21 protein-coding genes are annotated in these 19,453 nt (G+C 70.4%); 10 read left to right on the top strand and 11 right to left on the bottom strand.

Annotated features, from left to right (window positions below; genetic code table 11):
* Nucleotides 1–49: 49 nt before the first annotated feature.
* Nucleotides 50–544 carry a cytidine deaminase gene (locus tag DSX2_RS00545; RefSeq protein WP_020879065.1) on the top strand — a complete coding sequence of 165 codons (495 nt, stop codon included), beginning with the start codon at nucleotides 50–52 and terminating at the stop codon, nucleotides 542–544.
* A gap of 12 nt (nucleotides 545–556) precedes the next feature.
* Here the strand turns inward: DSX2_RS00545 and DSX2_RS00540 are convergent, their stop codons facing one another.
* From DSX2_RS00540 to DSX2_RS00515, 6 genes are read right to left on the bottom strand one after another with little or no spacing between them, the layout of a single operon-like run.
* On the bottom strand, nucleotides 557–1,918 hold the full coding sequence (locus DSX2_RS00540) for a thymidine phosphorylase (protein WP_020879064.1): 1,362 nt from the start codon (nucleotides 1,916–1,918) through the stop codon (nucleotides 557–559).
* A 28-nt stretch (nucleotides 1,919–1,946) separates the two neighbouring features.
* The gene (locus DSX2_RS00535) at nucleotides 1,947–3,074 is read right to left on the bottom strand and encodes a VacJ family lipoprotein (protein ID WP_020879063.1); all 1,128 of its coding nucleotides are present in this window, start codon (nucleotides 3,072–3,074) and stop codon (nucleotides 1,947–1,949) included.
* A gap of 10 nt (nucleotides 3,075–3,084) precedes the next feature.
* Entirely contained in the window at nucleotides 3,085–3,699 is a 615-nt protein-coding gene (locus tag DSX2_RS00530) for a phospholipid-binding protein MlaC (protein ID WP_020879062.1), read from the bottom strand.
* Nucleotides 3,700–3,715: 16 nt separating this feature from the next.
* Nucleotides 3,716–4,183, bottom strand: a complete 468-nt coding sequence (gene mlaD / locus DSX2_RS00525; protein ID WP_020879061.1) for an outer membrane lipid asymmetry maintenance protein MlaD — start codon at nucleotides 4,181–4,183, stop codon at nucleotides 3,716–3,718.
* Complete coding sequence (locus DSX2_RS00520) at nucleotides 4,180–5,406, bottom strand: ABC transporter ATP-binding protein (protein WP_020879060.1); 1,227 nt, start codon at nucleotides 5,404–5,406, stop codon at nucleotides 4,180–4,182. Before DSX2_RS00520 ends, mlaD begins: the two co-directional genes overlap by 4 nt.
* Before the next feature lie 7 nt (nucleotides 5,407–5,413).
* Nucleotides 5,414–6,202, bottom strand: a complete 789-nt coding sequence (locus tag DSX2_RS00515) for an ABC transporter permease (protein WP_020879059.1) — start codon at nucleotides 6,200–6,202, stop codon at nucleotides 5,414–5,416.
* A 339-nt stretch (nucleotides 6,203–6,541) separates the two neighbouring features.
* On the opposite strand from DSX2_RS00515, the gene thiM reads away from it, so the two are divergent.
* The 3 genes from thiM (at nucleotide 6,542) to DSX2_RS00500 (ending at nucleotide 10,006) form a co-directional block, all read left to right on the top strand.
* Nucleotides 6,542–7,363 (top strand): hydroxyethylthiazole kinase, encoded by an 822-nt coding sequence (gene thiM / locus DSX2_RS00510; protein WP_020879058.1) that lies wholly within the window; start codon nucleotides 6,542–6,544, stop codon nucleotides 7,361–7,363.
* A gap of 35 nt (nucleotides 7,364–7,398) precedes the next feature.
* The gene (locus DSX2_RS00505; RefSeq protein ID WP_020879057.1) at nucleotides 7,399–7,845 is read left to right on the top strand and encodes a flavodoxin domain-containing protein; all 447 of its coding nucleotides are present in this window, start codon (nucleotides 7,399–7,401) and stop codon (nucleotides 7,843–7,845) included.
* 184 nt (nucleotides 7,846–8,029) lie between these two features.
* On the top strand, nucleotides 8,030–10,006 hold the full coding sequence (locus tag DSX2_RS00500; RefSeq protein WP_020879056.1) for a methyl-accepting chemotaxis protein: 1,977 nt from the start codon (nucleotides 8,030–8,032) through the stop codon (nucleotides 10,004–10,006).
* Nucleotides 10,007–10,036: 30 nt separating this feature from the next.
* On the opposite strand, the gene DSX2_RS18750 is transcribed toward DSX2_RS00500, so the two are convergent.
* Nucleotides 10,037–10,414 (bottom strand): helix-turn-helix domain-containing protein, encoded by a 378-nt coding sequence (locus DSX2_RS18750; RefSeq protein WP_236615050.1) that lies wholly within the window; start codon nucleotides 10,412–10,414, stop codon nucleotides 10,037–10,039.
* A gap of 211 nt (nucleotides 10,415–10,625) precedes the next feature.
* Between DSX2_RS18750 and DSX2_RS00490 the strand changes: the two genes are divergently transcribed.
* Together DSX2_RS00490 and DSX2_RS00485 are read left to right on the top strand one after the other, a co-directional pair.
* Nucleotides 10,626–11,135, top strand: coding sequence for a nitroreductase family protein (locus DSX2_RS00490; RefSeq protein ID WP_020879054.1), 510 nt, complete (start codon nucleotides 10,626–10,628; stop codon nucleotides 11,133–11,135).
* A gap of 24 nt (nucleotides 11,136–11,159) precedes the next feature.
* Nucleotides 11,160–11,732 carry a flavin reductase family protein gene (locus tag DSX2_RS00485; protein WP_020879053.1) on the top strand — a complete coding sequence of 191 codons (573 nt, stop codon included), beginning with the start codon at nucleotides 11,160–11,162 and terminating at the stop codon, nucleotides 11,730–11,732.
* Nucleotides 11,733–11,804: 72 nt separating this feature from the next.
* Here the strand turns inward: DSX2_RS00485 and DSX2_RS00480 are convergent, their stop codons facing one another.
* From DSX2_RS00480 to DSX2_RS00465, 4 genes are all read right to left on the bottom strand, one after another.
* The gene (locus tag DSX2_RS00480; RefSeq protein ID WP_020879052.1) at nucleotides 11,805–12,311 is read right to left on the bottom strand and encodes a hypothetical protein; all 507 of its coding nucleotides are present in this window, start codon (nucleotides 12,309–12,311) and stop codon (nucleotides 11,805–11,807) included.
* 119 nt (nucleotides 12,312–12,430) lie between these two features.
* Nucleotides 12,431–13,525: a TIGR00341 family protein gene (locus DSX2_RS00475; RefSeq protein ID WP_020879051.1), complete on the bottom strand. Its 1,095-nt coding sequence runs from the start codon at nucleotides 13,523–13,525 to the stop codon at nucleotides 12,431–12,433.
* A 96-nt stretch (nucleotides 13,526–13,621) separates the two neighbouring features.
* Nucleotides 13,622–14,626, bottom strand: a complete 1,005-nt coding sequence (locus tag DSX2_RS00470) for an ABC transporter ATP-binding protein (protein ID WP_020879050.1) — start codon at nucleotides 14,624–14,626, stop codon at nucleotides 13,622–13,624.
* Nucleotides 14,627–14,642: 16 nt separating this feature from the next.
* On the bottom strand, nucleotides 14,643–15,650 hold the full coding sequence (locus tag DSX2_RS00465; RefSeq protein WP_020879049.1) for an ABC transporter ATP-binding protein: 1,008 nt from the start codon (nucleotides 15,648–15,650) through the stop codon (nucleotides 14,643–14,645).
* Nucleotides 15,651–15,764: 114 nt separating this feature from the next.
* On the opposite strand from DSX2_RS00465, the gene DSX2_RS00460 reads away from it, so the two are divergent.
* Genes DSX2_RS00460 through cobJ form a run of 4 tightly spaced genes read left to right on the top strand, consistent with a single transcriptional unit; the run spans nucleotide 15,765 to nucleotide 19,438 of the window.
* Nucleotides 15,765–16,274 carry a winged helix-turn-helix transcriptional regulator gene (locus tag DSX2_RS00460; RefSeq protein ID WP_020879048.1) on the top strand — a complete coding sequence of 170 codons (510 nt, stop codon included), beginning with the start codon at nucleotides 15,765–15,767 and terminating at the stop codon, nucleotides 16,272–16,274.
* Nucleotides 16,261–17,529 (top strand): glutamate-1-semialdehyde 2,1-aminomutase, encoded by a 1,269-nt coding sequence (hemL, locus tag DSX2_RS00455; RefSeq protein ID WP_020879047.1) that lies wholly within the window; start codon nucleotides 16,261–16,263, stop codon nucleotides 17,527–17,529. The genes DSX2_RS00460 and hemL overlap by 14 nt, the downstream gene beginning before the upstream one ends.
* Before the next feature lie 14 nt (nucleotides 17,530–17,543).
* Complete coding sequence (locus tag DSX2_RS00450; protein WP_020879046.1) at nucleotides 17,544–18,656, top strand: cobalt-precorrin 5A hydrolase; 1,113 nt, start codon at nucleotides 17,544–17,546, stop codon at nucleotides 18,654–18,656.
* Complete coding sequence (gene cobJ, locus DSX2_RS00445; protein ID WP_020879045.1) at nucleotides 18,653–19,438, top strand: precorrin-3B C(17)-methyltransferase; 786 nt, start codon at nucleotides 18,653–18,655, stop codon at nucleotides 19,436–19,438. The genes DSX2_RS00450 and cobJ overlap by 4 nt, the downstream gene beginning before the upstream one ends.
* Nucleotides 19,439–19,453 lie beyond the last annotated feature (15 nt).

Here is a 19,453-nt window from a genome sequence, read left to right as displayed (position 1 = left end):
CAGGAACAGGAGCTATACGACAGGAGCAGGGAAACGCAAGGAGCAGCCCATGCACGATTCGCGGCCGGATACCACGGGTGATACCACGGGAAATACCACCGGAAACGATCGCTTCACGCCTCTCACCCCGGCGCAGCACGAGCTTCTGGCCGCGGCCAGGGACGTTGCCGCGCGGGCCTATGCCCCCTACTCCGCCTTTCGCGTGGGCGCGGCCGTGCTGGCCGCGGACGGCCGGGTGTTCACGGGCTGCAACGTGGAGAACGCGAGCTACGGGCTTTCGCTCTGCGCGGAGCGCGCGGCCCTGGCCCGGGCCGTGGCCGAGGGGGTGCAACCGGGCGAGGTCGCGGGCGTGGCGGTCTGGTGCCTGGACGCATGCCCCGGGCCTGACGGCACGCTCCCCGAGGGCGCGGCCGCGCCCTGCGGCGCCTGCCGCCAGTGGCTGGCCGAGATCGCGCCCCGCGCCTTCCTGGTCAGCAACTCCCTGCCCGGCGCGGTCGCGGTGGCCGCGCTCCTGCCCTTCGGCTTCGGCCTGGAAAAGGGCTGATCCCTCTGTGCCTCACGGCCCGGGGAGCGTCGAGACGAGCCCGCGCACCAGGGGAGCCTGGCCTGCGTGCTCGTCTTCGAGCGTGAAGGCGGACTCGACGAGGGGCCGTGCGGCCGCGAGGCGCGCGGTGTCCGCGGCGCGCAGCTCGGCGAGCGGCGCGCCCGGCTCAACGAAATCCCCTTCCTTGGCGAAGAGCACCACGCCCGCGGCCGGGTCCACGGCCTCGCCGAGCAGGCAGCGGCCCGCGCCCAGGCGCACGCAGGCCCGGCCCACGGCCAGCGCGTCGCAGCCGTGCACATGGCCGCTTCGGGGTGCGGTCACGACCATGCGGTCGAGCGCCTGCGGCAGGCCGCTCGGCCGTCCTGCCCGCGGCTCGAGCGCGGCCGGGTCGCCGCCCTGGGCCGCGACCATGCGGCAGAAAAGCTCGTAGGCCCGCCCGGATTCCAGCACGCGCCGGGAAAGCCCGCGCGCCTCGTCCACGGACCAGGCCGCGCCCGCAAGAAAGATCAGCTGGGCCGAGAGCTCCAGCGAGAGCGCGCGCACGTCCTCGGCCAGGGGAGGCCGCTCGCCGCGAAGGATCGCGCAGGCCTCCTCGAGCTCCACGCCGTTGCCGCAGGCGGCGCCCAGCGGCTGGTCCATGGCCGTGAGCAGGGCCGTGACACGCACGCCCGCCTCGCGGCCTATGCCCACGAGCGCCTCGGCCAGCTCGCGCGCACGGGGAAGCTCCTTCATGAAGGCGCCCCGGCCGCACTTCACGTCCAGCACCAGGGCGTCGAGCCCCTCGGCCAGCTTCTTGGACATGATCGAGGCCGCGATGAGCGGGATGGATTCCACCGTGGAGGTCACGTCGCGCAGGGCATAGAGCTTCCTGTCCGCCGGGGCGATCTGTGCGCTCTGCGCCGCGATGCACAGGCCGAGCCCGCCCACCTGGGCAGTGATCTCTTCCGGAGAGAGGGCGGTGCGAAGCCCCGGCACGGCCTCGAGCTTGTCCACGGTCCCGCCCGTATGGCCGAGCCCACGGCCCGCGACCATGGGCACGGCCACGCCCGCGGCCGCGCAGATGGGGCCGACCAAGAACGACGTCTTGTCGCCCACGCCGCCGGTGGAGTGCTTGTCGCCCACGCGGGGGGCGGTCTTGCCCGGCCCCCCGCGCCACGCCAGGCGCAGGCCCGAGTCGAGCATGGCCCGGGTCAGGGCCGCGGTCTCGGCCGCGTCCATGCCGCGCAGGAACACGGCCATGAGCAGGGCGCTCGCCTGGTAGTCCGGGATCTCGCCGCGCACGTAGCCCCGCACGAACGAAGCGACGGCCTCCCCCCTGAGGGGAAGGCCGTCGCGCTTGCGGGCTATGAGTTCCAGGACGTCCGCGCAGTCCATCGCCTTGCGTCTCCCGGGGCCGCCGAACCTACTTGTTCTGCAGGTTGAGCGGCGTGTACGCGGGCTCGGGCGGCTTCTTGTCCGGGCTGTCGTAGTAGGGGTCGTAGTCCGGACGATCGCGGTACTGCAGGTAAAGGTCGCGCACGGCCACGTAGGGATCCAGGGACGCGGCCTTGAGCGCCTCGTAGTCGCCCATGCGCAGGCTCTGCTCGTTGACCTTCTCTCCCGTCCAGATGATCACGGGCCAGTACCAGGGCTTGATGTAGGTCGGCGGCCAGAGGAAGGAGTCGCCGATGTCGCCGAACGAGGAGCGGACGGTGTAGGGGCCGAAGACGGGCCAGATCACGAACGGGCCGCTGTCGATGCCCCAGGTCTTGAAGGTCTTGCCCAGGTCCTGGCGCGGCGGGTTCAGGTAGGCGTGGTCGCGGCTGCTGTTGACCAGGCCGCCCAGGCCGAAGACCGTGTTCACGAGGAAGCGCAGAAGCTCGCGGAACGAGTTCTCGAACTTGGCCTGGAAGAGGTCGTTCACGAAGCGGATCGGGAAGCGGATGTTGTCGAAAACGTTGGCGATGCCGATGCGCGCGGGCTCGGGAACCAGGATTGAATACCCCTGGGCCGCGGGCTTCAGCACCCAGAAATACATGCGGTCGTTGAACTGGAACATGGCCCGGTTGAAGCCCTCCCAGGGATCCGGGCGGGAGGCGGCGGGCGGAGCCTTCTCCCCTTCGGGGGGCACGTAGTTCCCCTCGAGGTCGGAGTCGTTGATGACCTTGGTCTGCTGCGCGCCGGTCGCGGCGTCGTTCTGGGTCAGGAGCACGGCCTGGTCGTCGAAGTAGCTGCGCTCGACCAGGCGCACGCCGGTCGGATCCACGCTCATGGCGGCGCCGGCGCCCGGAGAGAGGACCTCCATGGAGGCGGCCATCCGGGACTGCTGCAGCTCCCAGCGGGCCTCGGCCAGGCCCATGCTGGTGGGCAGCTCTGGCGCGTTGCCGTTCATGATCCGCACCCAGGTCATGCGACCGGGCTCGGGAGCGGCGGTGGGCGAATCCAGGGAGGCGGCCAGGGCGGGCAGCGCGGCGAGAAGCAGCAGGCAGCCCGCGACGACCGGCAGCACGATGCGGCGCATGGACGACATCGACGGCATCGACGACATCATGGAAGGTCTCCTACTGCTTGGCCCCGGACGTATCGCCGGTGGCTACTTTCTGGCGCAGGTCGTCGAGCATCTCCTTGGGAGACTTGTTCGACAGGATGTTGTTGAACTGGGTGCGGTAGTTCTGCACGAGACTCACGCCCTCGATGATCACGTCGTAGACGTGCCACGTTCCGGTGCGGTTGATGAGCCGGTAGGTGATGGGGATGTCCTTGTCCTTGGCCTTGACCACGGTCAGGACCTCCACCTGGTTCTGGTCCAGCTTGTTCTCGCCGGTGAACTCCACCTTCTCGTCGCTGTAGGCCTGGATGCGGTCCATGTAGGTCTTTTCCAGGAGCTGGCGGTAGAGTCCGACGAACTCCTTGCGCTGGGGCACGTCGAGCCTGTTCCAGTTGAGCGCCAGGGTGCGGCGCGAGAGCTCGACCCAGTCGAAGACGGTATCCGCGAGCGCGGCGAGCTTGTCGCGCTGCTCGGCCTTCTTGGACTCGGGCTTGTAGGCGGGATCGCGCAGCACGGCCAGGGCCTGGTCCACGAAGGTCTTCATGGTGTCCATGGGCGCGTCGGCGCGGGCCGCGAGCGGCAGGGCGAAGAGGATGAGGATCGCGAGGGCGATCGCGCGCTTGGCCATTGAGTCCCCCTTGGAACTACTGCGATTTTTCCACGTTGCCGAAGGCATACTTGCTGATCAGGCCTTCGATGTCCACTGCGGACTCGGTGTCGATGATGCGTCCGCCGGGCTTGATGTACTCCCCGGAGCCGCCCGGAGAGATGCTGACGTACTTGTCGCCGATGAGCCCGGAAGTCTTGATGGAGGCGATGGAATCGTCGGAGAGCTTGATGTCCTTGGCGATCTTCATGGTCACCACGGCACGCATGTCCTGCGTGTTCAGGGTGATGGACGACACGCGGCCGACCGGCACGCCCGCCATCTCCACGGAGCTTCCGGCGCGCAGCCCGGTGACCGAGGCGAACTCGGCCCTGATCGGGTAGTCGTTGCCGCCGATGACCTCCATCTTGCCGAGCTTGATGGTCAGGTATCCCACGCACAGGAGGCAGATGAAGACGAAGGTCCCCACCGCCAGCTCGAGATTCAACCTGTTGCTGCTACTCATTGTCCTTCTCCCCCGTCGCCGTGCCAGCCGCACTGCATGCGGCCCAGCAGGGTCGATCCGGCGCGGGCGCGCCGGGCCGCCTCGCGGCAGTCCACTGCGTCCAGGTCCGCGCGCCCGCCCAGCACCCCGACCGAGAGGTCGATGGATGCGCTCAGGCAGCAGCGGGCCGAACCGTCCTTGAGATCACGGGAAATATCCGTGAGGAAACGTTCCACTTCCTTGTCCTCGCCCCGCGGCAGGAGGCAGAGGAATTCTCCCGCCCCGGTGCGCGCGAGCAGCGCGTCCTTGCCCGCGTGGTCGCGGGCGAGCGAGATGCAGGCGTCCAGCACCTTGTGCGCGCCGATGTCCCCGGCCGAGGCCTTGACCCCGGCCATGTCCTCCACGGCCAGGAGCGCGGCGGGACGCCCGGCTCCGCCGTCCGGCTCCCCGGCCAGGGCGGCCGAGAGCTCGTGGCAGTCGAGAAGGCCCATGATCTCGTTCTCCAGGCGCTCGAGGCTGGCCAGGAACTCCACGGCCACCGAGTTGCCCGAGCGCTCGAGATCCACGGGGCTTCCCTGGAAGAGTATCTCGCCGCCCTCGAGGATGGCGATGCGGTTCGAGATGTAGAAGACGTCGGGCACGTCGTGGCTGACCATGATCGCCGTGAAGCCGAAGTGGCGCTGGTAGCGGCTGATCATGGCCAGGACCGCGTTCTTGCGCAGCGGGTCGAGTCCGGTGGTCGGCTCGTCGAAGAGCACGATCTCGGGCTCGCTGATGAGCGCCCGGGCCAGGGCCACGCGCTTCTGCATGCCGCCCGAGAGCTGCGAGGGGTAGCGGTCCGTGACGTGGGGCAGTTCGAGGATCTCGAGCAGGCCGAGCACCTTGCCGCGCACCTCGGATTCCGGCAGATGGCGCCGCTCGCGCAGGGGCAGGGCCACGTTGTCGAAGACGGTCATGGAGTCGAAGAGCGCGTTGCTCTGGAACATGTAGCTGACGCGCCCCTTGAAGGCCTTGCGCTCGCCCTTGTCCATCTTCGAGAGCGGGCGCCCCCTGACCAGGATCTCGCCCGAGTCCGGCTCCAGCAGGCCGACGATGTGCTTGATCATCACGCTCTTGCCCACCCCGGACTTGCCGATGATGGTCGTGATCTCGCCCTGGTGGAAGGTCAGGTCGACCCCCTTGAGCACGGCGTTGTCGCCGAAGCTCTTCCTCAGGTCGCGGAATTCTATGAGCGGCTCTGCCATGGCGCGCCTACATGAAGAAGGTGGTGATGACGTAGTCGCTGACCAGGACCATGACGCAGGAGATGACCACGGCCGTGGTCGTGGACAGGCTGACGCCCACGGCGCCGAAGCCGCGCGAGCGCAGGTGCGTGTAGTAGCCCTGGTAGCTGCACATGGTGGCCACGATGAGAGCGAAGATGAGCGACTTGACGAAGCCGCCGCTCACGTCCCGCAGCTCCACGGCGGACTGGATGCGGTACCAGTAGACTCCCGAGTTGACGCCGAGCAGGACCACGCCCGTGAGGTAGCCGCCGATGATGCCCACGACGTCGAAGAAGGCCGTGAGCAGCGGAAAGCAGAGGATGGAGCCCGCCACCTTGGGGCTCACCAGATAGCGCACCGGGTCGATGTCCATGGTGTCCAGGGCGTCGATCTGCTCGGAGATGCGCATCACGCCGATCTCCGCGGTCATGGCCGAGCCGGCCCGGCCGATGACCATGATCGCCGTGAGCACCGGCCCGAGCTCGCGGATGAGCGAGAGGGCCACGGCCGCGCCGAGCATGCCTTCCGAGCCGAACTTGACCAGCGCGTAGTAGCCCTGCAGGCCGAGGACCATGCCGGTGAACAGGCCGATGAGCAGGATGACGGACATGGAGCGCACGCCCACGAAATAGACCTGCTCCGTGCTGCGCACGAACTGCAGGGGGAGACGGAACATGGCCGCGCAGGCCCGGACCGAGAAACAGACGTAGCGCCCGGACTCGGTGACGAAGGAAAGGCCTTGGCGGCCGAGCCAGGCGATCGGTGCGGTGAGCATCACTTCGGACAACCGGATATATATTCCAAACAGTTTGATATATCTGCAGAAAACCTGCCCGTAACGGTCCCCTCGAGCCAGCCTCGAAGACCATCTATACCGGATGACAGTCGCACCTTATACGCCCTCTGCCGTGGCCTCGTCAAACCTTGGTCCACGGTTTTCGCGCAGCCGCAAAACGACGCTTCGGGAGTGCGCGTCCTCTGTGTCGCTTACCCTTCGGAGGGGATGCCGGGCCATGATATTTTCCCCCTCCGCCCGTCTGCGCCTTGCCGGGCGCCCCGGCCTGCGGTAAGCCGTGGGAAACGGACTTTCCGCCTCAGAAGGAGACACCTGCCCATGCATCCCGCAACCGCCCTCTGGCAGGACGTGGAGCGCATCCGCTCCACGGGCCCGCTCGTCCACAACATCACCAACTACGTGGTCATGAACTCCACGGCCAACGCCCTGCTCTCCATCGGCGCCTCGCCGGTCATGGCTCATGCGCGCGAGGAGGTCCAGGAGCTGGCGGGCATCGCCGGGGCCCTGGTGCTGAACATCGGCACCCTCTCGCCCGCCTGGATAGAGGCCATGCGCCTGGCCGGGGCCACGGCGCGCGAGCGCGGCATCCCCGTGGTCCTGGACCCGGTGGGCGCCGGGGCCTCCACCCTGCGCACCGAGACCTCCGCGGCCCTCATGACCGACGTCTCGCCGGGCATCGTGCGCGGCAACGCCTCCGAGATCATAGCCCTGGCCCAGGCGGCCTGCGGGCTTGCGGCCAAGGGGCAGACCAAGGGCGTGGACAGCACCCACGCGAGCTCCGAGGCCGTGGCCGCGGCGCGCGCCCTGGCCAGGAGCTTCGCCTGCGTGGTGGTCGTCTCCGGCGCCACGGACTACGTCACGGACGGCACCCGGGCCGTGGCCGTGGACGGCGGGGATTCGCTCATGCCGCGGGTCACGGGCATGGGCTGCACGGCCACGGCGATCATCGGCGCCTTCGCCGCGGTCAACACCTCGGGCTTCACGGCGGCCGTGCACGCCATGGGGACCATGGCCGTGTGCGGCGAGATGGCCGGAGCCGTCTCGCAGGGGCCCGGCTCCTTCCAGCAAAACTTCCTCGACGCCCTCTACGGACTCTGCCCCGAGGACGTGGAGGCCAGGTTCAGGGCGCGCGACGCCTGACACGCCGCTTCGGCAAGCACCCTCAAGGAGGCTTTATGGCCAGCGTCTGCATCGTCTACGGCAGCGAAACGGGCAACACCAAGAGCGCGGCGGAAATGATCGCCGCCGGACTCGGCAAGAGCGGCCACACGGTCAGCCTCGCCGACGCCGCCGTCACGGGCCCCGAATTCTTCGCGGCCCCCTGCGACGTCCTGCTCTTCGGCGTCTCCACCTGGGGCGCCGTCGACGAGGAGGTCACCGAGGACTTCAAGTCCTTCTACGAGGACATGGCCTCGGCCGACCTCAAGGGCCGCCGGGCGGCCGTCTTCGGCTGCGGGGACAAGGGCTACGACCGCTTCTGCAAGGCCGTGGACTTCGTGGAGCAGCGCGCCCGCGAGCGCGGCGCGGATCTTCTCCTGCCGAGCCTGAAGATCGACAGGAATCCCGCCCAGTCCACCGGGCTCGTGAACGAGTGGATCGCGCGCCTGGCCGCGGCCGTCTAGCCTGACGGCCCCCGGACGCCCCCGGGGCGGCGCCGTTTCCCGGACAGGGAGCGGCGCCGCCCGGGGACGCCCGTCCTGACATCCCCTGCGGGTGGCGCCTTTCGGACCCGTCCTTGCGGTCGATACCCGCCTGGGCTAGATTGCCTTCGGCGCTCAACCGCGCCGTTCGCCAGGAGGGGAACAGATGTCCCGGGACGCTTCCGCCGCCATACCCGTTCTCGCGGTCTTCGGCCTGTTCGCGGCCGCAGCCGTGCTTGTCGCGAATTTTCTCGGCCTCCTGTGGGCCGCGGCCCTGCTGGCCCTCTTCCTGGCCGCCGCCGGATTCTATCTCGCCTCGCGCCTGCGTGCGGCGCTCGCGCACGGCGAGGCGGTCCACGCCCAGGCCCTGGGCGAGGAGAAGGCCAGGACCGCGCAGCTCGAAAAGGCCTTGGCCGACTGCCCTCTGCCGCTGCTCCTGGCCGGGCCCGGCGGCGACGTGCTGCTCGCCAGCCGGGGAATGCAGGCCCTGCCGGGCGGCTCGGGGCGGGCCTCTTCCGTGCAGTCCCTCTTCAAGCCCGAAAAGGGCGAGGCCGCGGACCTTTTGCGCGACGCGGGCGACTTCAGGCCCGGGCTCATCGCGGGCACGCAACCGGTCGAGGCGGCTTCCGCGCCGCTGGAGAACGCGGGCGGCCGCCGCCTGGTGGCCTTCCGCGACCGGACCGCGCTCGTCGCGGAGCAGAAGCGCTTCGCCGAGCGGGAAAAGGGCTTTGCCGAGGCCGCCGGGGCCATGGTCCAGCTCGCGCAGCGCCTGGCCTCCGCCTCGGAGCTCATGAGCGCCTCGGCCGAGGAGCAGGCCGAAAACTCCCGCCGCCAGAAGGACCAGACCGACGCCGTGGCCCAGGGCGTGGACACCGTGTCCGAGGCCATCTTCGACGTCGCGGGCAACGCCTCCGGCGCCTCGGACGCCGCCGAGGAGGCCAAGCAGGCCGCCTTCGCGGGCGTGGACCTGGTGACCCGCGCTGTCAGCGGCAACACCTCGGCCTCGGAGGCCGCGGGCAAGCTGGCCGAGATCCTGCGCCGCCTGGACGAGCGCGCCGGGCGCATCGGCGACATCATCGGCGTGATCAACGACATCGCGGACCAGACCAACCTGCTGGCGCTGAACGCGGCCATCGAGGCCGCGCGCGCGGGCGACGCGGGCCGCGGCTTCGCCGTGGTCGCCGACGAGGTGCGCAAGCTCGCCGAGAAGACCATGTCCGCGACGCGCGAGGTGGGCGAGGCCGTGTCCGAGATCCAGACGGGCTCGGGCGAGGCCGTGACCTCCATGGAGGAGACCGGCCGCCGCGTGGAGGAGAGCACCGGACTCTCGGGCCAGGTGGGCGAGGCGCTGGAGAGCATCAAGCGCCTTGTGGAGGACGTGGCCGGGCGCGTGGGCCAGATCGCCCAGTCGTCGGAATCGCAGTCCGCGGCCGCCGAGGAGATCAAGCGCAGCACCGGGGAGATCGCGCAGATCGCGCGCGACGCCTACGAGGGCGCCGACCAGCAGGCCCAGGCCACCAAGGACCTGGCCAAGCTCTCGCAGGAGCTCCTGGGCCTTGCGCGGCGCATGGGCGGGGAGAACGGCGCGGGCGGCGCGGGCGGCGGAAAGGACGATTCGCGCGGCAAGATGAAGGGCATCCTGCCCAAGCTGATGCAGGACTACATCCGCCAGACCTACGGCGAGAAGGTCTTCGCCGCGATGGACAAGGAGATGGGCGGGCCCGTCTTCCTGCCCCAGGAGAGCTACCCCGACGGCGTCATCGCGCAGATGGCGGACATCGCGGCCAGGCTCACCGGCACGCCGCGCAAAAAGATCCTGCACGACCTGGGCTTCTTCACCCCGGGCCAGTTCGCCCGCTACTACAAGCAGTATTTCAAGGCCCGGACGCTGAAGGAGTTCCTGCTCGGCATGGACGCCATGCACGTGCGCATCACGCGCGACATGCCCGGCGTGCACCCGCCCAAGTTCACCTACGAGGACAAGGGCGACGTGCTGTTCATGAACTACCGCTCGCCCCGCGCCCTGTTCGACTACTTCGAGGGCGTGATCAAGGGCAGCGCGGCCCACTTCAAGACCGAGGTCAAGGTGGAGATGAAGCCCCTGGACGCCGAAACCACGCGCGCCGAGATCCGCTTCCTGTAGCCGCCTGCGGCCGCGAACGGCCCCTGCGCCTTACGCGCCGCCCACGGCGCGGCAGGCCCCGGCGTCCTCGCCCTCGGCCATGCGCAGCTCGTAGTCCCTGCCCCACTCGCACAGCTGGTGCAACACCGGCATCACGCTCTGTCCCAGGTCCGAGAGGGCGTACTCCACCCGCGGCGGGACCTCGGCGTGCACCGTGCGCAGCACGATGCCGTCGTTCTCGAGTTCGCGCAGCTGCTGCGTGAGCATCTTCTGGGTGATGCTCGGGATGCTGCGCCGAAGCTCGGAGAAGCGCATCACCCCGCCGTCGACCAGGCGGTAGAGGATGAGCGGCTTCCACTTGCCGCCGATGACGCGCAGCGCCAGCTCCACGACGCAGTAGTATTCATGGTTCCCCAGACGCTTGAGCACATGGCAGGATCCGCCCACGGCCGTTCCCCTTCTCGGTATCTTTTTGGTGACTATGCGACTTTTACGTTGCTTCTTGCTTTTTCTCTCCCAATGCCCCAAAAAATAGTCCGAGTCAAAAGCCGCCGGGGCGGATTCCCCCCCGGACGGCAAGCGCCCGGCTGGCGCGCTGCCCGGCACACCGGGCCACCCCGGAAGCAACCAAGGAGCAGACATGGAAATCCTCGACGCCCTGCACACCCGCCGCAGCATCCGCAAGTTCACCGCCGACCCGGTCGCGCCCGAAGACATCCGGACCATGCTCGAGGCGGCCATGATGGCGCCGAGCGCGGGCAACGCCCAGCCCTGGCAGTTCATCCTCGTCGACGACCGCTCCCTGCTGTCCAAGGTCCCCTCCTTCAGCCCCTACGCGGCCATGGCCGCCCACGCGCCGCTCGGCGTGCTCGTCTGCGGCGACCTCTCCCTGGAGAAATACCCGGGCTACTGGGTGCAGGACTGCAGCGCGGCCATGCAGAACCTGCTCCTGGCCGCCCACGGCCTGGGCTACGGCGCGGTCTGGACCGGCGTGACCCCCATGCCGGACCGCATCCGGGGCTTCCGCGAGCTGCTCTCCCTCCCGCCCCACGTCATCCCACTCGGCTTCGCGGTCGTCGGCCGCCCGGACCAGCAGCCCAAGCAGCCCGAGCGCTTCGACCTGGCCAAGGTGCACAGCAACGGCTGGTAGGCCGCAGGACACGGAGGTGACGCAATGGCGCGCGTGAACATCGGCACCGAGGCATTCCCCTGCCCCATGCAGACCGTGCTCGTGGGCACCATGGCCAAGGGCAGGGCCAACTTCATGGCCGCGGCCTGGTACACGCGGGTGAGCTACAAGCCGCCCATGCTGGCCGTGGCGGTGAACGCCCGCCACCTGACGGCCGAGATCCTGCGCGGTCAGGGCGAGGAGGGCGTCTTCAGCATCTGCTGTCCGGACACGGACCTGATGGCCGAGGTGGACTACGTGGGGCTGGTTTCGGGCAGGCGGGCGGACAAGTCCGGGGTCTTCACGGTGGCGCCGGGCGAGGCGACCGGCGCGCCGCTGGCCCTCGAATGCCCCCTGTGCGTGGAATGCCGCGTGGCGCAGGCCGTGCCCGTGGGCGCGGACATCCTTTTCGTGGGCGACGTGGCGGCGGTGTGGGCCGAGGAGGCATGCCTCACGGACGGCGTGCCCGATCCGGAGAAGCTCGACCCCCTGCTCCTGACCATGCCGGACAACCACTACCGCCGCATGGGCGGGATCGTGGGCCGGGCCTGGCACGAGGGCAAGGCGCTCAAGCGTTGAGCCGGGGAGGACGCGGGACGCGCGGGGAAGGGCGGCGCCGGAACTGTCCGGGCGCCGCCCCGCCGCCGTCCGCTACTGCGTGGAGTCCGAGCGCCGCTGCGCCGGAGAGGAGACGAGCTTGGCCTCGTACTCCTTGACTTGGGAGCTCTCGCGCCACTCGGCGTAGAGGCGCTCCCATTCCGTGAAGTCCACGGGATTCTCGTCGAGCATGGCCTCGTGGGACTGGTTCCACAGGCTGAAGAGGTACATCTCGATCTTGAAGGCCGGGGAGTCGAAGACCTCGGAGATGGTGCCTTCCTTGTAGACCATGCCGTCCAGGCGCGCGGCGATGAAGGAGCAGACCGCGGTCGTGGAGCGCTCCTGGTCGGTCTCGCGCTCGTTGACCATGTCCAGCAGTCCTTCGAGGTGGCTGTGGTTGGCCTGCACCTCGGCGACCGCCTCGGCGGGCACCTCGTAGACGAGCTTGCCGTCCTTCTCCTTCAGAAAATAGAAACGCATCCAGTGGTCGAAGCGCATCACCTGGGCTGCGTCGACAACCGCCTGCTTCAGGGGGGCGGCGGGTTTCTTGCTCTTGCTCATGTCGTTGCTCCTTGAACGCATTGGGGCATTGGCAGGTCGGCCACTATGTCCATGAGCGGCCCGGGCGTCAAGGGCGGGAAAGGCGGCCCCCAAGGCGGGCGAGCGGCGAGGAAGGCCTGTCAGACAGGGGCCTTGGCGCCGAAGCGGCCGAAAGCCACGATCAGCCCGGCGAGCAGGACCAGGAGCACGAGCCAGGCGGTCACGGCGTGCCGCGTGGCCCGCTTGGCGTTCTCCTTCTCCCACCAGGTGGTGGGCCTGAGCCCCTGGTAGAGGAAGGTCAGCACCCCGGCGAGGTTGATGCCCACCACGTTGACCGCGAACAGCCCGCCCGCGCCCAGGGCGAGGCCGAACTTGCCCGCGCCCAGGAGCAGGCCGCAGGCCACGAGCGGCGGCACCAGGGCCACCGCGACCATGACCCCGACCACCGCCGTGGCCATGCCCATGGTGTAGGAAAGGGTCCCGGCCATGCCCGCGGCCAGGGCCAGGGCGAGGTCGCCGAGCTCCACGGAGGAGCGCGAGGCGAAGACGTGGGAGCTCGGGTCCACGGGCAGGAAGAGGCCCATGAGGACCGCCACGAGAAAGGCCGCGACCACGCCGGAGAGGCCGCTCAGGGCTGCCTTGCGCGCCAGGAGCGAGTCGCCCAGGGTGGTGGCCAGGGCCAGGGCCACGTTGGGGCCGAGCATGGGCGCGATGACCATGCCGCCGATGACCACGGCCTCGCTGCCGCGCAGAAGGCCGATGGCCGCGACCACGGCCGAGAGCACGGCCAGGATGAGCGTGTTGCGCGAGGGCTTGGCCACGTCGTAGAGGTCGGAATACAGCTCCTCGCGGTGGATGCGCTGCGGCGCGGTGAGCCCCTCCTCGACCTCCTCCTTGAGATCTTCGGCGACCTCCTCGCCGCCCTCTCCGTTTCCGGCCTTTGCCTCCTTCTCCGCGGCCTCCTCCTCCGGCGCGATCAGCCGGGGGATGGTGGCCTCCACGGGATAGACCAGGATGCGCACGTTCTCCTTCAGGTCCCAGGTGTTCTCGATGGTGTCGGTGATCGCCTCCAGGCTCTCCACGTCGCGGATGGTCTTGACCGAGACCGAGTCGTCCTCGAGGAGGGAGACCCAGCGCACGTCGCGCTCGTGGTCCTCGCCGTTCTTCGTGATCTTCTCGAGTATCTCTTCGAGCTTGTCGCGCGGAGCGAGGATTTCGATCTGGCGCAGCGGCATGGGGCCTCCGGGGATTTTCTCCGTTCTACCCGCAAAAGGCGGCCGGGGAAAGCCCGAAGCGCGCCAAAGCCCGCACCGATCAGCAGCGAGGAGGCCTCAGTACAGATGGCAGCTGACGAAGCGGCCGGGCGCCGCCTCGTGCCAGACCGGGAACTCGTGCGGGCAGGGCGCGAAGGCCTCCGGGCAGCGCGGGTGGAAGGGACAGCCGCCCGGCGGGGCGAAGGGGCTCGGCGGCTCCCCCGCGAGCCGGATGCGGCGCCGCGCGATCGAGGGATCGGGCACGGGCACGGCCGAGAGCAGCGTCCTGGTGTAGGGGTGCAGCGGCTTTGCGAAGAGCTCCGCGCGCGGCGCGAGCTCCATGAGGCGGCCGAGGTACATGACCGCCACGCGGTCGCAGATGGCGCCGACCACCGAGAGGTCGTGGGAGATGAAGAGGTAGGTCAGGTGCATCCGCTCCTGCAGGTCGCGCAGGAGGTTGACGATCTGGGCCTGGATGGAGACGTCGAGCGCCGAGACCGGCTCGTCGCAGACCAGCAGCGAGGGCTCGAGCGCCAGGCAGCGGGCGATGGCCACGCGCTGGCGCTGGCCGCCGGAGAACTCGTGCGGGTAGCGCGCCGCGTACGCGGGCGTGAGCCCCACCAGGGAGAGCGTTTCGGCCACGCGCTCGCGCCGCTCGGCCGCGCCGCCCACGCGGTGCACGTCCAGCCCCTCGCGCACGATGCGGCCGATGGACATGCGCGGATTGAGCGAGGAATAGGGGTCCTGGAAGACCATCTGCACCTCGCGGCGGAAGGCCTGCGGCAGCGCGGGCCACACCGGGGAGCCGCGGAAGAGCACCTCGCCCGCGTCCGGTCGCTCGAGCGCCACGGCCACGCGGCCCAGCGTGGACTTGCCGCAGCCCGACTCGCCCACGAGCCCGAGCGTGCGCCCCTCCTCGAGGCTAAGGCCCACGTCCGTGACCGCCTGCACGGAGAGGCGCCTGACGCCCAGGGGACCCTCGCGCACCGTGTAGCGCCGGGAGACGCCCGCGAGTTCGAGCAGGGCGGCGGGGCCGGTCCCGGCGGCCGGGGGGGCGGCTTTTTCAGCTGCGTTCGCGGTCATGCGTCTCCCGTCCTCCTCAGGCGTAGAGCCAGCAGCGCACGCTGCGCCCGGAGCCGCCGCGCGGCGTGAAGTCCGGCGGGATCTCTGCCGGGCAGCGGGCGAAGGCGCGCGGGCAGCGGGGGTGGAAGGTGCAGCCCGTGGGCAGGGCGGAGATGTCCGGCACCGAGCCCGCGATGGGCGTGAGCCGCGCGCCCGGGTCCTCGAGGCTCGGCAGGGAGGCCAGCAGCCCCTGGGTGTAGGGGTGCAGCGGCTCGCGGAAGAGGTCGTCCACGCCCGCGCGCTCCACCACCCGTCCGGCATACATCACGGCCACGCGGCCGGCCGTGCCCGCCACCACGCCCAGGTCGTGGGTGATGAGCAGCACGGCCATGCCCCGCTCCTCGCGAAGCTTGGCCATCAGGTCCAGGATCTCGGCCTGGATGGTCACGTCGAGCGCGGTGGTCGGCTCGTCCGCGAGCACCACCTCCGGGCCGCAGGAAAGCGCCATGGCGATGACCACGCGCTGGCGCATGCCGCCGGAGAGCTCGTGCGGATAGCTCTTCGCGCGCCGCGCCGGGTTCGGGATGCCGACCTCGGCGAGGAGCTCCACGGCCCTTGCCGCCGCGTCGCGCGGGGAGAGCCCGAGGTGCAGGCGCAGGGGCTCGGCGATCTGCTCGCCCACGGTGAAGACCGGGTTCAGCGCGGTCATGGGCTCCTGGAAGATCATGGCCAGGTGGCGGCCGCGCAGTCCCTGGTACTCCTGCGCCGAAAGCCCCGCGAGCTCGCGTCCGGAAAAGAGTATGGAGCCCGAGGCCACGCGGCCGGGCGGCGGCACGAGGCCGAGGACCGAGAGCGCGACCATGGTCTTGCCCGAGCCGGACTCGCCGACCAGGGCCACGGTCTCGCCGGGCGCGAGGTCCAGCGAGGCGCCGTCCACGGCCGGGGCGGGGAAGGTCCCGGAGGCGCCGTCGCCGCGCGGCAGGTCGAAGACCGTGACGAGATCCTTCACGGAGAGCACGGGGGCGGCCGGGGCACGGGCGTTCATGGCCTGCTTGTACGTGCAACCGCGCGGCCCGGCAAGGCCGCGCGAGGCGGCGGGGATGTCCCGGCCGGGCCGGGCCTTGCCTTGCCCGGCGCGGGACTGTATTGCTTGTGCCCCATGGCACTCACACTCACGGACAACGAAAAACGGGCCCTGGCCATCCTGCAGCGAGACCTGCCGGACTGCGAGGAGCCCTTCGCGGCGGTGGCCGAGCGCTCGGGACTTTCCGAGCACGAGGTCCTGGCCCTGGTCAGGCGGCTCAAGGACGAGGGCGTCATCCGCCGCTTCGGCGCGACGCTCCGCCACCAGAAGGCGGGCTACGGCCACAACGCCATGATCGCCTGGTACGTGGAGGACGGCATGGACCCGGACGCCGTGGGCGAGGCCTTCGCCGCCCGGCCCGAGATCTCCCACTGCTACATCCGCCGCAACTGCCTGGACTGGCCCTACAATTTCTACACCATGATCCACGGCACCTCGCCGGGCGACTGCCTGCGCGTGGTCGAGGAGCTGGTGCGCGCCACGGGCGTCACCCAGTACGACGTCCTGGAAAGCGTGAAGGAACTCAAGAAGACGTCCATGGTCTATTTCGCCAAGGACGATGGAGAAGACGATGAGCCGCTCTGACGAACTGTTCGCCCAAGCCCAGCAACTCATTCCCGGCGGCGTGAACTCGCCCGTGCGGGCCTGCCGCAGCGTGGGCACGAGCCCCCTGTTCATCGAGTCGGCCAAGGACGCGCGCCTGCTCACCGTGGACGACGAATGGCTGGTGGACTACGTCATGAGCTGGGGCCCCATGCTGCTCGGCCACGCCCACCCCTCGGTCACCGCGGCCGTGGTCGCGGCCGCGGGCCGCGGCACGAGCTACGGCGCGCCCTGCACCTGCGAGGTGGACCTGGCCCGCGCCGTGGTGGACGCCGTGCCCAGCGTGGAGATGGTGCGCATGGTCAACTCCGGCACCGAGGCCACCATGAGCGCCCTGCGCCTCGCCCGCGCGGTCACCGGCCGCACCAAGGTGGTCAAGTTCAAGGGCTGCTACCACGGCCACTCCGACCCCTTCCTGGCCGAGGCGGGCTCGGGCCTGGCCACCCTCTCCATCCCCGGCACGCCGGGCGTGCCCGCCTCCACGGTGGCCGACACCCTGCTCGCGCCCTACAACGACCTCGAGGCCACGGCCGAGCTCTTCAAGGCCTCCGGCGAGGAGATCGCCTGCGTCATCGTGGAGCCCATGGCCGGAAACATGGGGCTCATCCTGCCCGAGCCCGGCTTCCTCGAAGGGCTGCGCGAGCTGTGCGACAAGTACGAGTCCCTGCTCATCTTCGACGAGGTCATCACCGGCTTCCGCCTCTCCTTCGGCGGCGCGCAGGGGCGCTTCGGCATCGTCCCGGACCTGACCTGCCTGGGCAAGATCATCGGCGGCGGCCTGCCCGTGGGCGCCTACGGCGGCAAGCGCAAGTACATGGAGCGCATCTCGCCGTGCGGCGACGTCTACCAGGCGGGCACCCTGTCCGGGAACCCGCTGGCCATGGCCGCGGGCCTGGCCACCCTGACGGCGCTGAAGAGCGCGGACTACGGCGCGCTCGAGGCCCGCACCAAGGCCCTGGCCGACGAGCTGGCCGCCATCCTGCGCGGCAAGGGGCTGCCCGTGACCCTGCACTGCATCGCCTCGGCCTTCACCATCTTCTTCACCGAAGGGCCGGTGCGCAACTTCGACGAGGCCAAGAAGGCGGACACCGAGCTCTACGCCCGCTACTTCGCGGCCATGCGCAAGGGCGGGGTCAACCTCGCGCCCAGCGCCTTCGAGGTCTCCTTCACCTCCTTCGCCCACAGCGGCGAGGACTTCGAGATCACCCTGGAGGCGGCGCGCAAGGCCGAGCTCTAGCAGAGCTCGAAGCCATGCCCGGCCCCGCCTCCCCCCTGGCCTACTGGGCCTGCACGGCCGAAGGCGCCGCCCTCGCGCGGCGCCTGGCCGCGCGCCTGCCCGGCCGCGTCCACCTGCCCGCTCGCCTGACCGCCGGTGTGCCCGCCGGTTTGCCCCAAGACGCGCGCGGCGCGGACGAGGAGGGCTACGACGAGCTCCTGCCCCTGGTGCGCGAGCGCTTCGCGCAGTTTTCCGGCCACGTCTTCGTCTGCGCCAGCGGCATCGCGGTGCGCGCCGTCGCCCCCTGCATCGGCAGCAAGGACGCGGACCCGGCCGTGGTCGTGCTGAGCCAGGACGGCCGCTTCGCCGTGCCGCTGCTCTCCGGCCACCTGGGCGGGGCCAACGCCCTGGCCCGCGAGCTGGCGGAAGCCACGGGCGGCCAGGCCGTGATCACCACGGCCACGGATCTTGCCGGCGTGCCCGCGGTGGACCTCCTGGCCAAGGAGCGGGACATGGCCGTGTGCGACCTCGCCGCGGCCAAGGCCGTGAGCGCCGCGCTGCTCGACGGCGGGCGGCCAGGCCTCGTGGACCCGCACGGCCTGCTCCTCGCGCCCGGAGACGCGCGCCTCGCCTTCTTCCGGCCCATGACCGCGGAGCAGGCCAGGAGCGAGCCCCTGGCCGTGCGGGTGGGCTGGCGGACGGACGATTCCGCGCCCGGCCACCTGCTGCTCGCGCCGCGCGTGCTCTGCGCGGGGCTCGGCTGCCGCAGGGGGGCCGGAGCGGACGAGATACTGGACTGCCTGCGCGGCGCGCTCGCGGACGCGGGCCTGGCCGAGCAGGCGCTTTGCGGTCTCGCCAGCGCCGACGTGAAGGCGGACGAGCCCGGGCTCGCCGAGGCCGCGCGACGCCTGGGCCTGGACCTGACATTCTTCCCGGCCGAGGCGCTGGCGGGCGTGGACGTGCCCACTCCCTCGGCCCGCGTGCGGCAGGCCGTGGGCACGCCGAGCGTGGCCGAGGCCGCGGCCCTGCTGCTCGCGCGATCCTTCGGAACATCAGAGGAACTGCTGTGCACAAAGAAGACCTGTCCCCGAGCGACCGCGGCCGTGGCCCTGGCCCGACCCAAGGCGGCGACGGAGCATCCCCGATGACGCCCGGACGCCTCTTCGTGGTCGGGCTCGGCCCCGGCGATCCCCGCCTGCTCGCCCCGCAGGCCCTTGCCGCGCTCACGGCCGCGCAGGTGGTCGTGGGCTACGCCACCTACCTGGACCTCCTGCCCCCGGGCCTGCTCGACGGCAAGGAGGTGGTGCGCGGCCGCATGATGGGCGAGGTGGAGCGCTGCACGCAGGCGGTCGAGGCCGCCGCGTCGGGCCGCGACACGGTCGTGGTCTCGAGCGGCGACGCGGGCGTCTACGGCATGGCCGGTCTGGTCCTCGAGATACTCGAGGCGCGCGGGCTGCTGGACAGCGTGCCCTGGGAGGTGGTGCCCGGCATCCCGGCCCTGTGCGCGGCCGCGGCGCTCCTCGGCGCGCCGCTCATGCACGACTTCGCCGTGATCAGCCTCTCCGACCTGCTGACGCCCAGGGAGCTCATCCTGCGCCGCGTGGAGGCGGCGGCCGCGGCGGACTTCGTGATCGTGCTCTACAACCCGCGCTCCAAGCGCCGCCGGGACATCCTCTCCGAGGCCCTGGCCGCCGTGGCCCGGCACCGCGCGCCGCAGACGCCGCTGGGACTCGTGCGCAACGCCTGGCGCGAGGGGCAGGAGACGGCCGTCTTCGCCCTCGCCGGATTCGACCCCGCCAGGGTTGATATGCTCTCCATTTTGGTGATAGGAAACGAAACTACACGCGTGATTGCGACCGCGCAGCCCGGGGGAGGACGGCAGATCATGCTGACCCCGCGTGGCTACGGAAAGAAATACGAGATAGGATAGCCCAGGCGGATATCC

The sequence above is a fragment of the Desulfovibrio sp. X2 genome, from assembly GCF_000422205.1.
Classification (GTDB): domain Bacteria; phylum Desulfobacterota; class Desulfovibrionia; order Desulfovibrionales; family Desulfovibrionaceae; genus Alkalidesulfovibrio.
This window is presented reverse-complemented; position numbering and strand designations above follow the sequence as displayed.

Bases quoted from the DNA above. Each gene is read 5' to 3' on its own strand.
- DSX2_RS00545 (WP_020879065.1), top strand. From the start codon at position 50: ATGCACGATTCGCGGCCGGATACCACGGGTGATACCACGGGAAATACC.
- DSX2_RS00540 (WP_020879064.1), bottom strand. From the start codon at position 1,918: ATGGACTGCGCGGACGTCCTGGAACTCATAGCCCGCAAGCGCGACGGC.
- DSX2_RS00535 (WP_020879063.1), bottom strand. From the start codon at position 3,074: ATGATGTCGTCGATGCCGTCGATGTCGTCCATGCGCCGCATCGTGCTG.
- DSX2_RS00530 (WP_020879062.1), bottom strand. From the start codon at position 3,699: ATGGCCAAGCGCGCGATCGCCCTCGCGATCCTCATCCTCTTCGCCCTG.
- mlaD (WP_020879061.1), bottom strand. From the start codon at position 4,183: ATGAGTAGCAGCAACAGGTTGAATCTCGAGCTGGCGGTGGGGACCTTC.
- DSX2_RS00520 (WP_020879060.1), bottom strand. From the start codon at position 5,406: ATGGCAGAGCCGCTCATAGAATTCCGCGACCTGAGGAAGAGCTTCGGC.
- DSX2_RS00515 (WP_020879059.1), bottom strand. From the start codon at position 6,202: ATGCTCACCGCACCGATCGCCTGGCTCGGCCGCCAAGGCCTTTCCTTC.
- thiM (WP_020879058.1), top strand. From the start codon at position 6,542: ATGCATCCCGCAACCGCCCTCTGGCAGGACGTGGAGCGCATCCGCTCC.
- DSX2_RS00505 (WP_020879057.1), top strand. From the start codon at position 7,399: ATGGCCAGCGTCTGCATCGTCTACGGCAGCGAAACGGGCAACACCAAG.
- DSX2_RS00500 (WP_020879056.1), top strand. From the start codon at position 8,030: ATGTCCCGGGACGCTTCCGCCGCCATACCCGTTCTCGCGGTCTTCGGC.
- DSX2_RS00490 (WP_020879054.1), top strand. From the start codon at position 10,626: ATGGAAATCCTCGACGCCCTGCACACCCGCCGCAGCATCCGCAAGTTC.
- DSX2_RS00485 (WP_020879053.1), top strand. From the start codon at position 11,160: ATGGCGCGCGTGAACATCGGCACCGAGGCATTCCCCTGCCCCATGCAG.
- DSX2_RS00480 (WP_020879052.1), bottom strand. From the start codon at position 12,311: ATGAGCAAGAGCAAGAAACCCGCCGCCCCCCTGAAGCAGGCGGTTGTC.
- DSX2_RS00475 (WP_020879051.1), bottom strand. From the start codon at position 13,525: ATGCCGCTGCGCCAGATCGAAATCCTCGCTCCGCGCGACAAGCTCGAA.
- DSX2_RS00470 (WP_020879050.1), bottom strand. From the start codon at position 14,626: ATGACCGCGAACGCAGCTGAAAAAGCCGCCCCCCCGGCCGCCGGGACC.
- DSX2_RS00465 (WP_020879049.1), bottom strand. From the start codon at position 15,650: ATGAACGCCCGTGCCCCGGCCGCCCCCGTGCTCTCCGTGAAGGATCTC.
- DSX2_RS00460 (WP_020879048.1), top strand. From the start codon at position 15,765: ATGGCACTCACACTCACGGACAACGAAAAACGGGCCCTGGCCATCCTG.
- hemL (WP_020879047.1), top strand. From the start codon at position 16,261: ATGAGCCGCTCTGACGAACTGTTCGCCCAAGCCCAGCAACTCATTCCC.
- DSX2_RS00450 (WP_020879046.1), top strand. From the start codon at position 17,544: ATGCCCGGCCCCGCCTCCCCCCTGGCCTACTGGGCCTGCACGGCCGAA.
- cobJ (WP_020879045.1), top strand. From the start codon at position 18,653: ATGACGCCCGGACGCCTCTTCGTGGTCGGGCTCGGCCCCGGCGATCCC.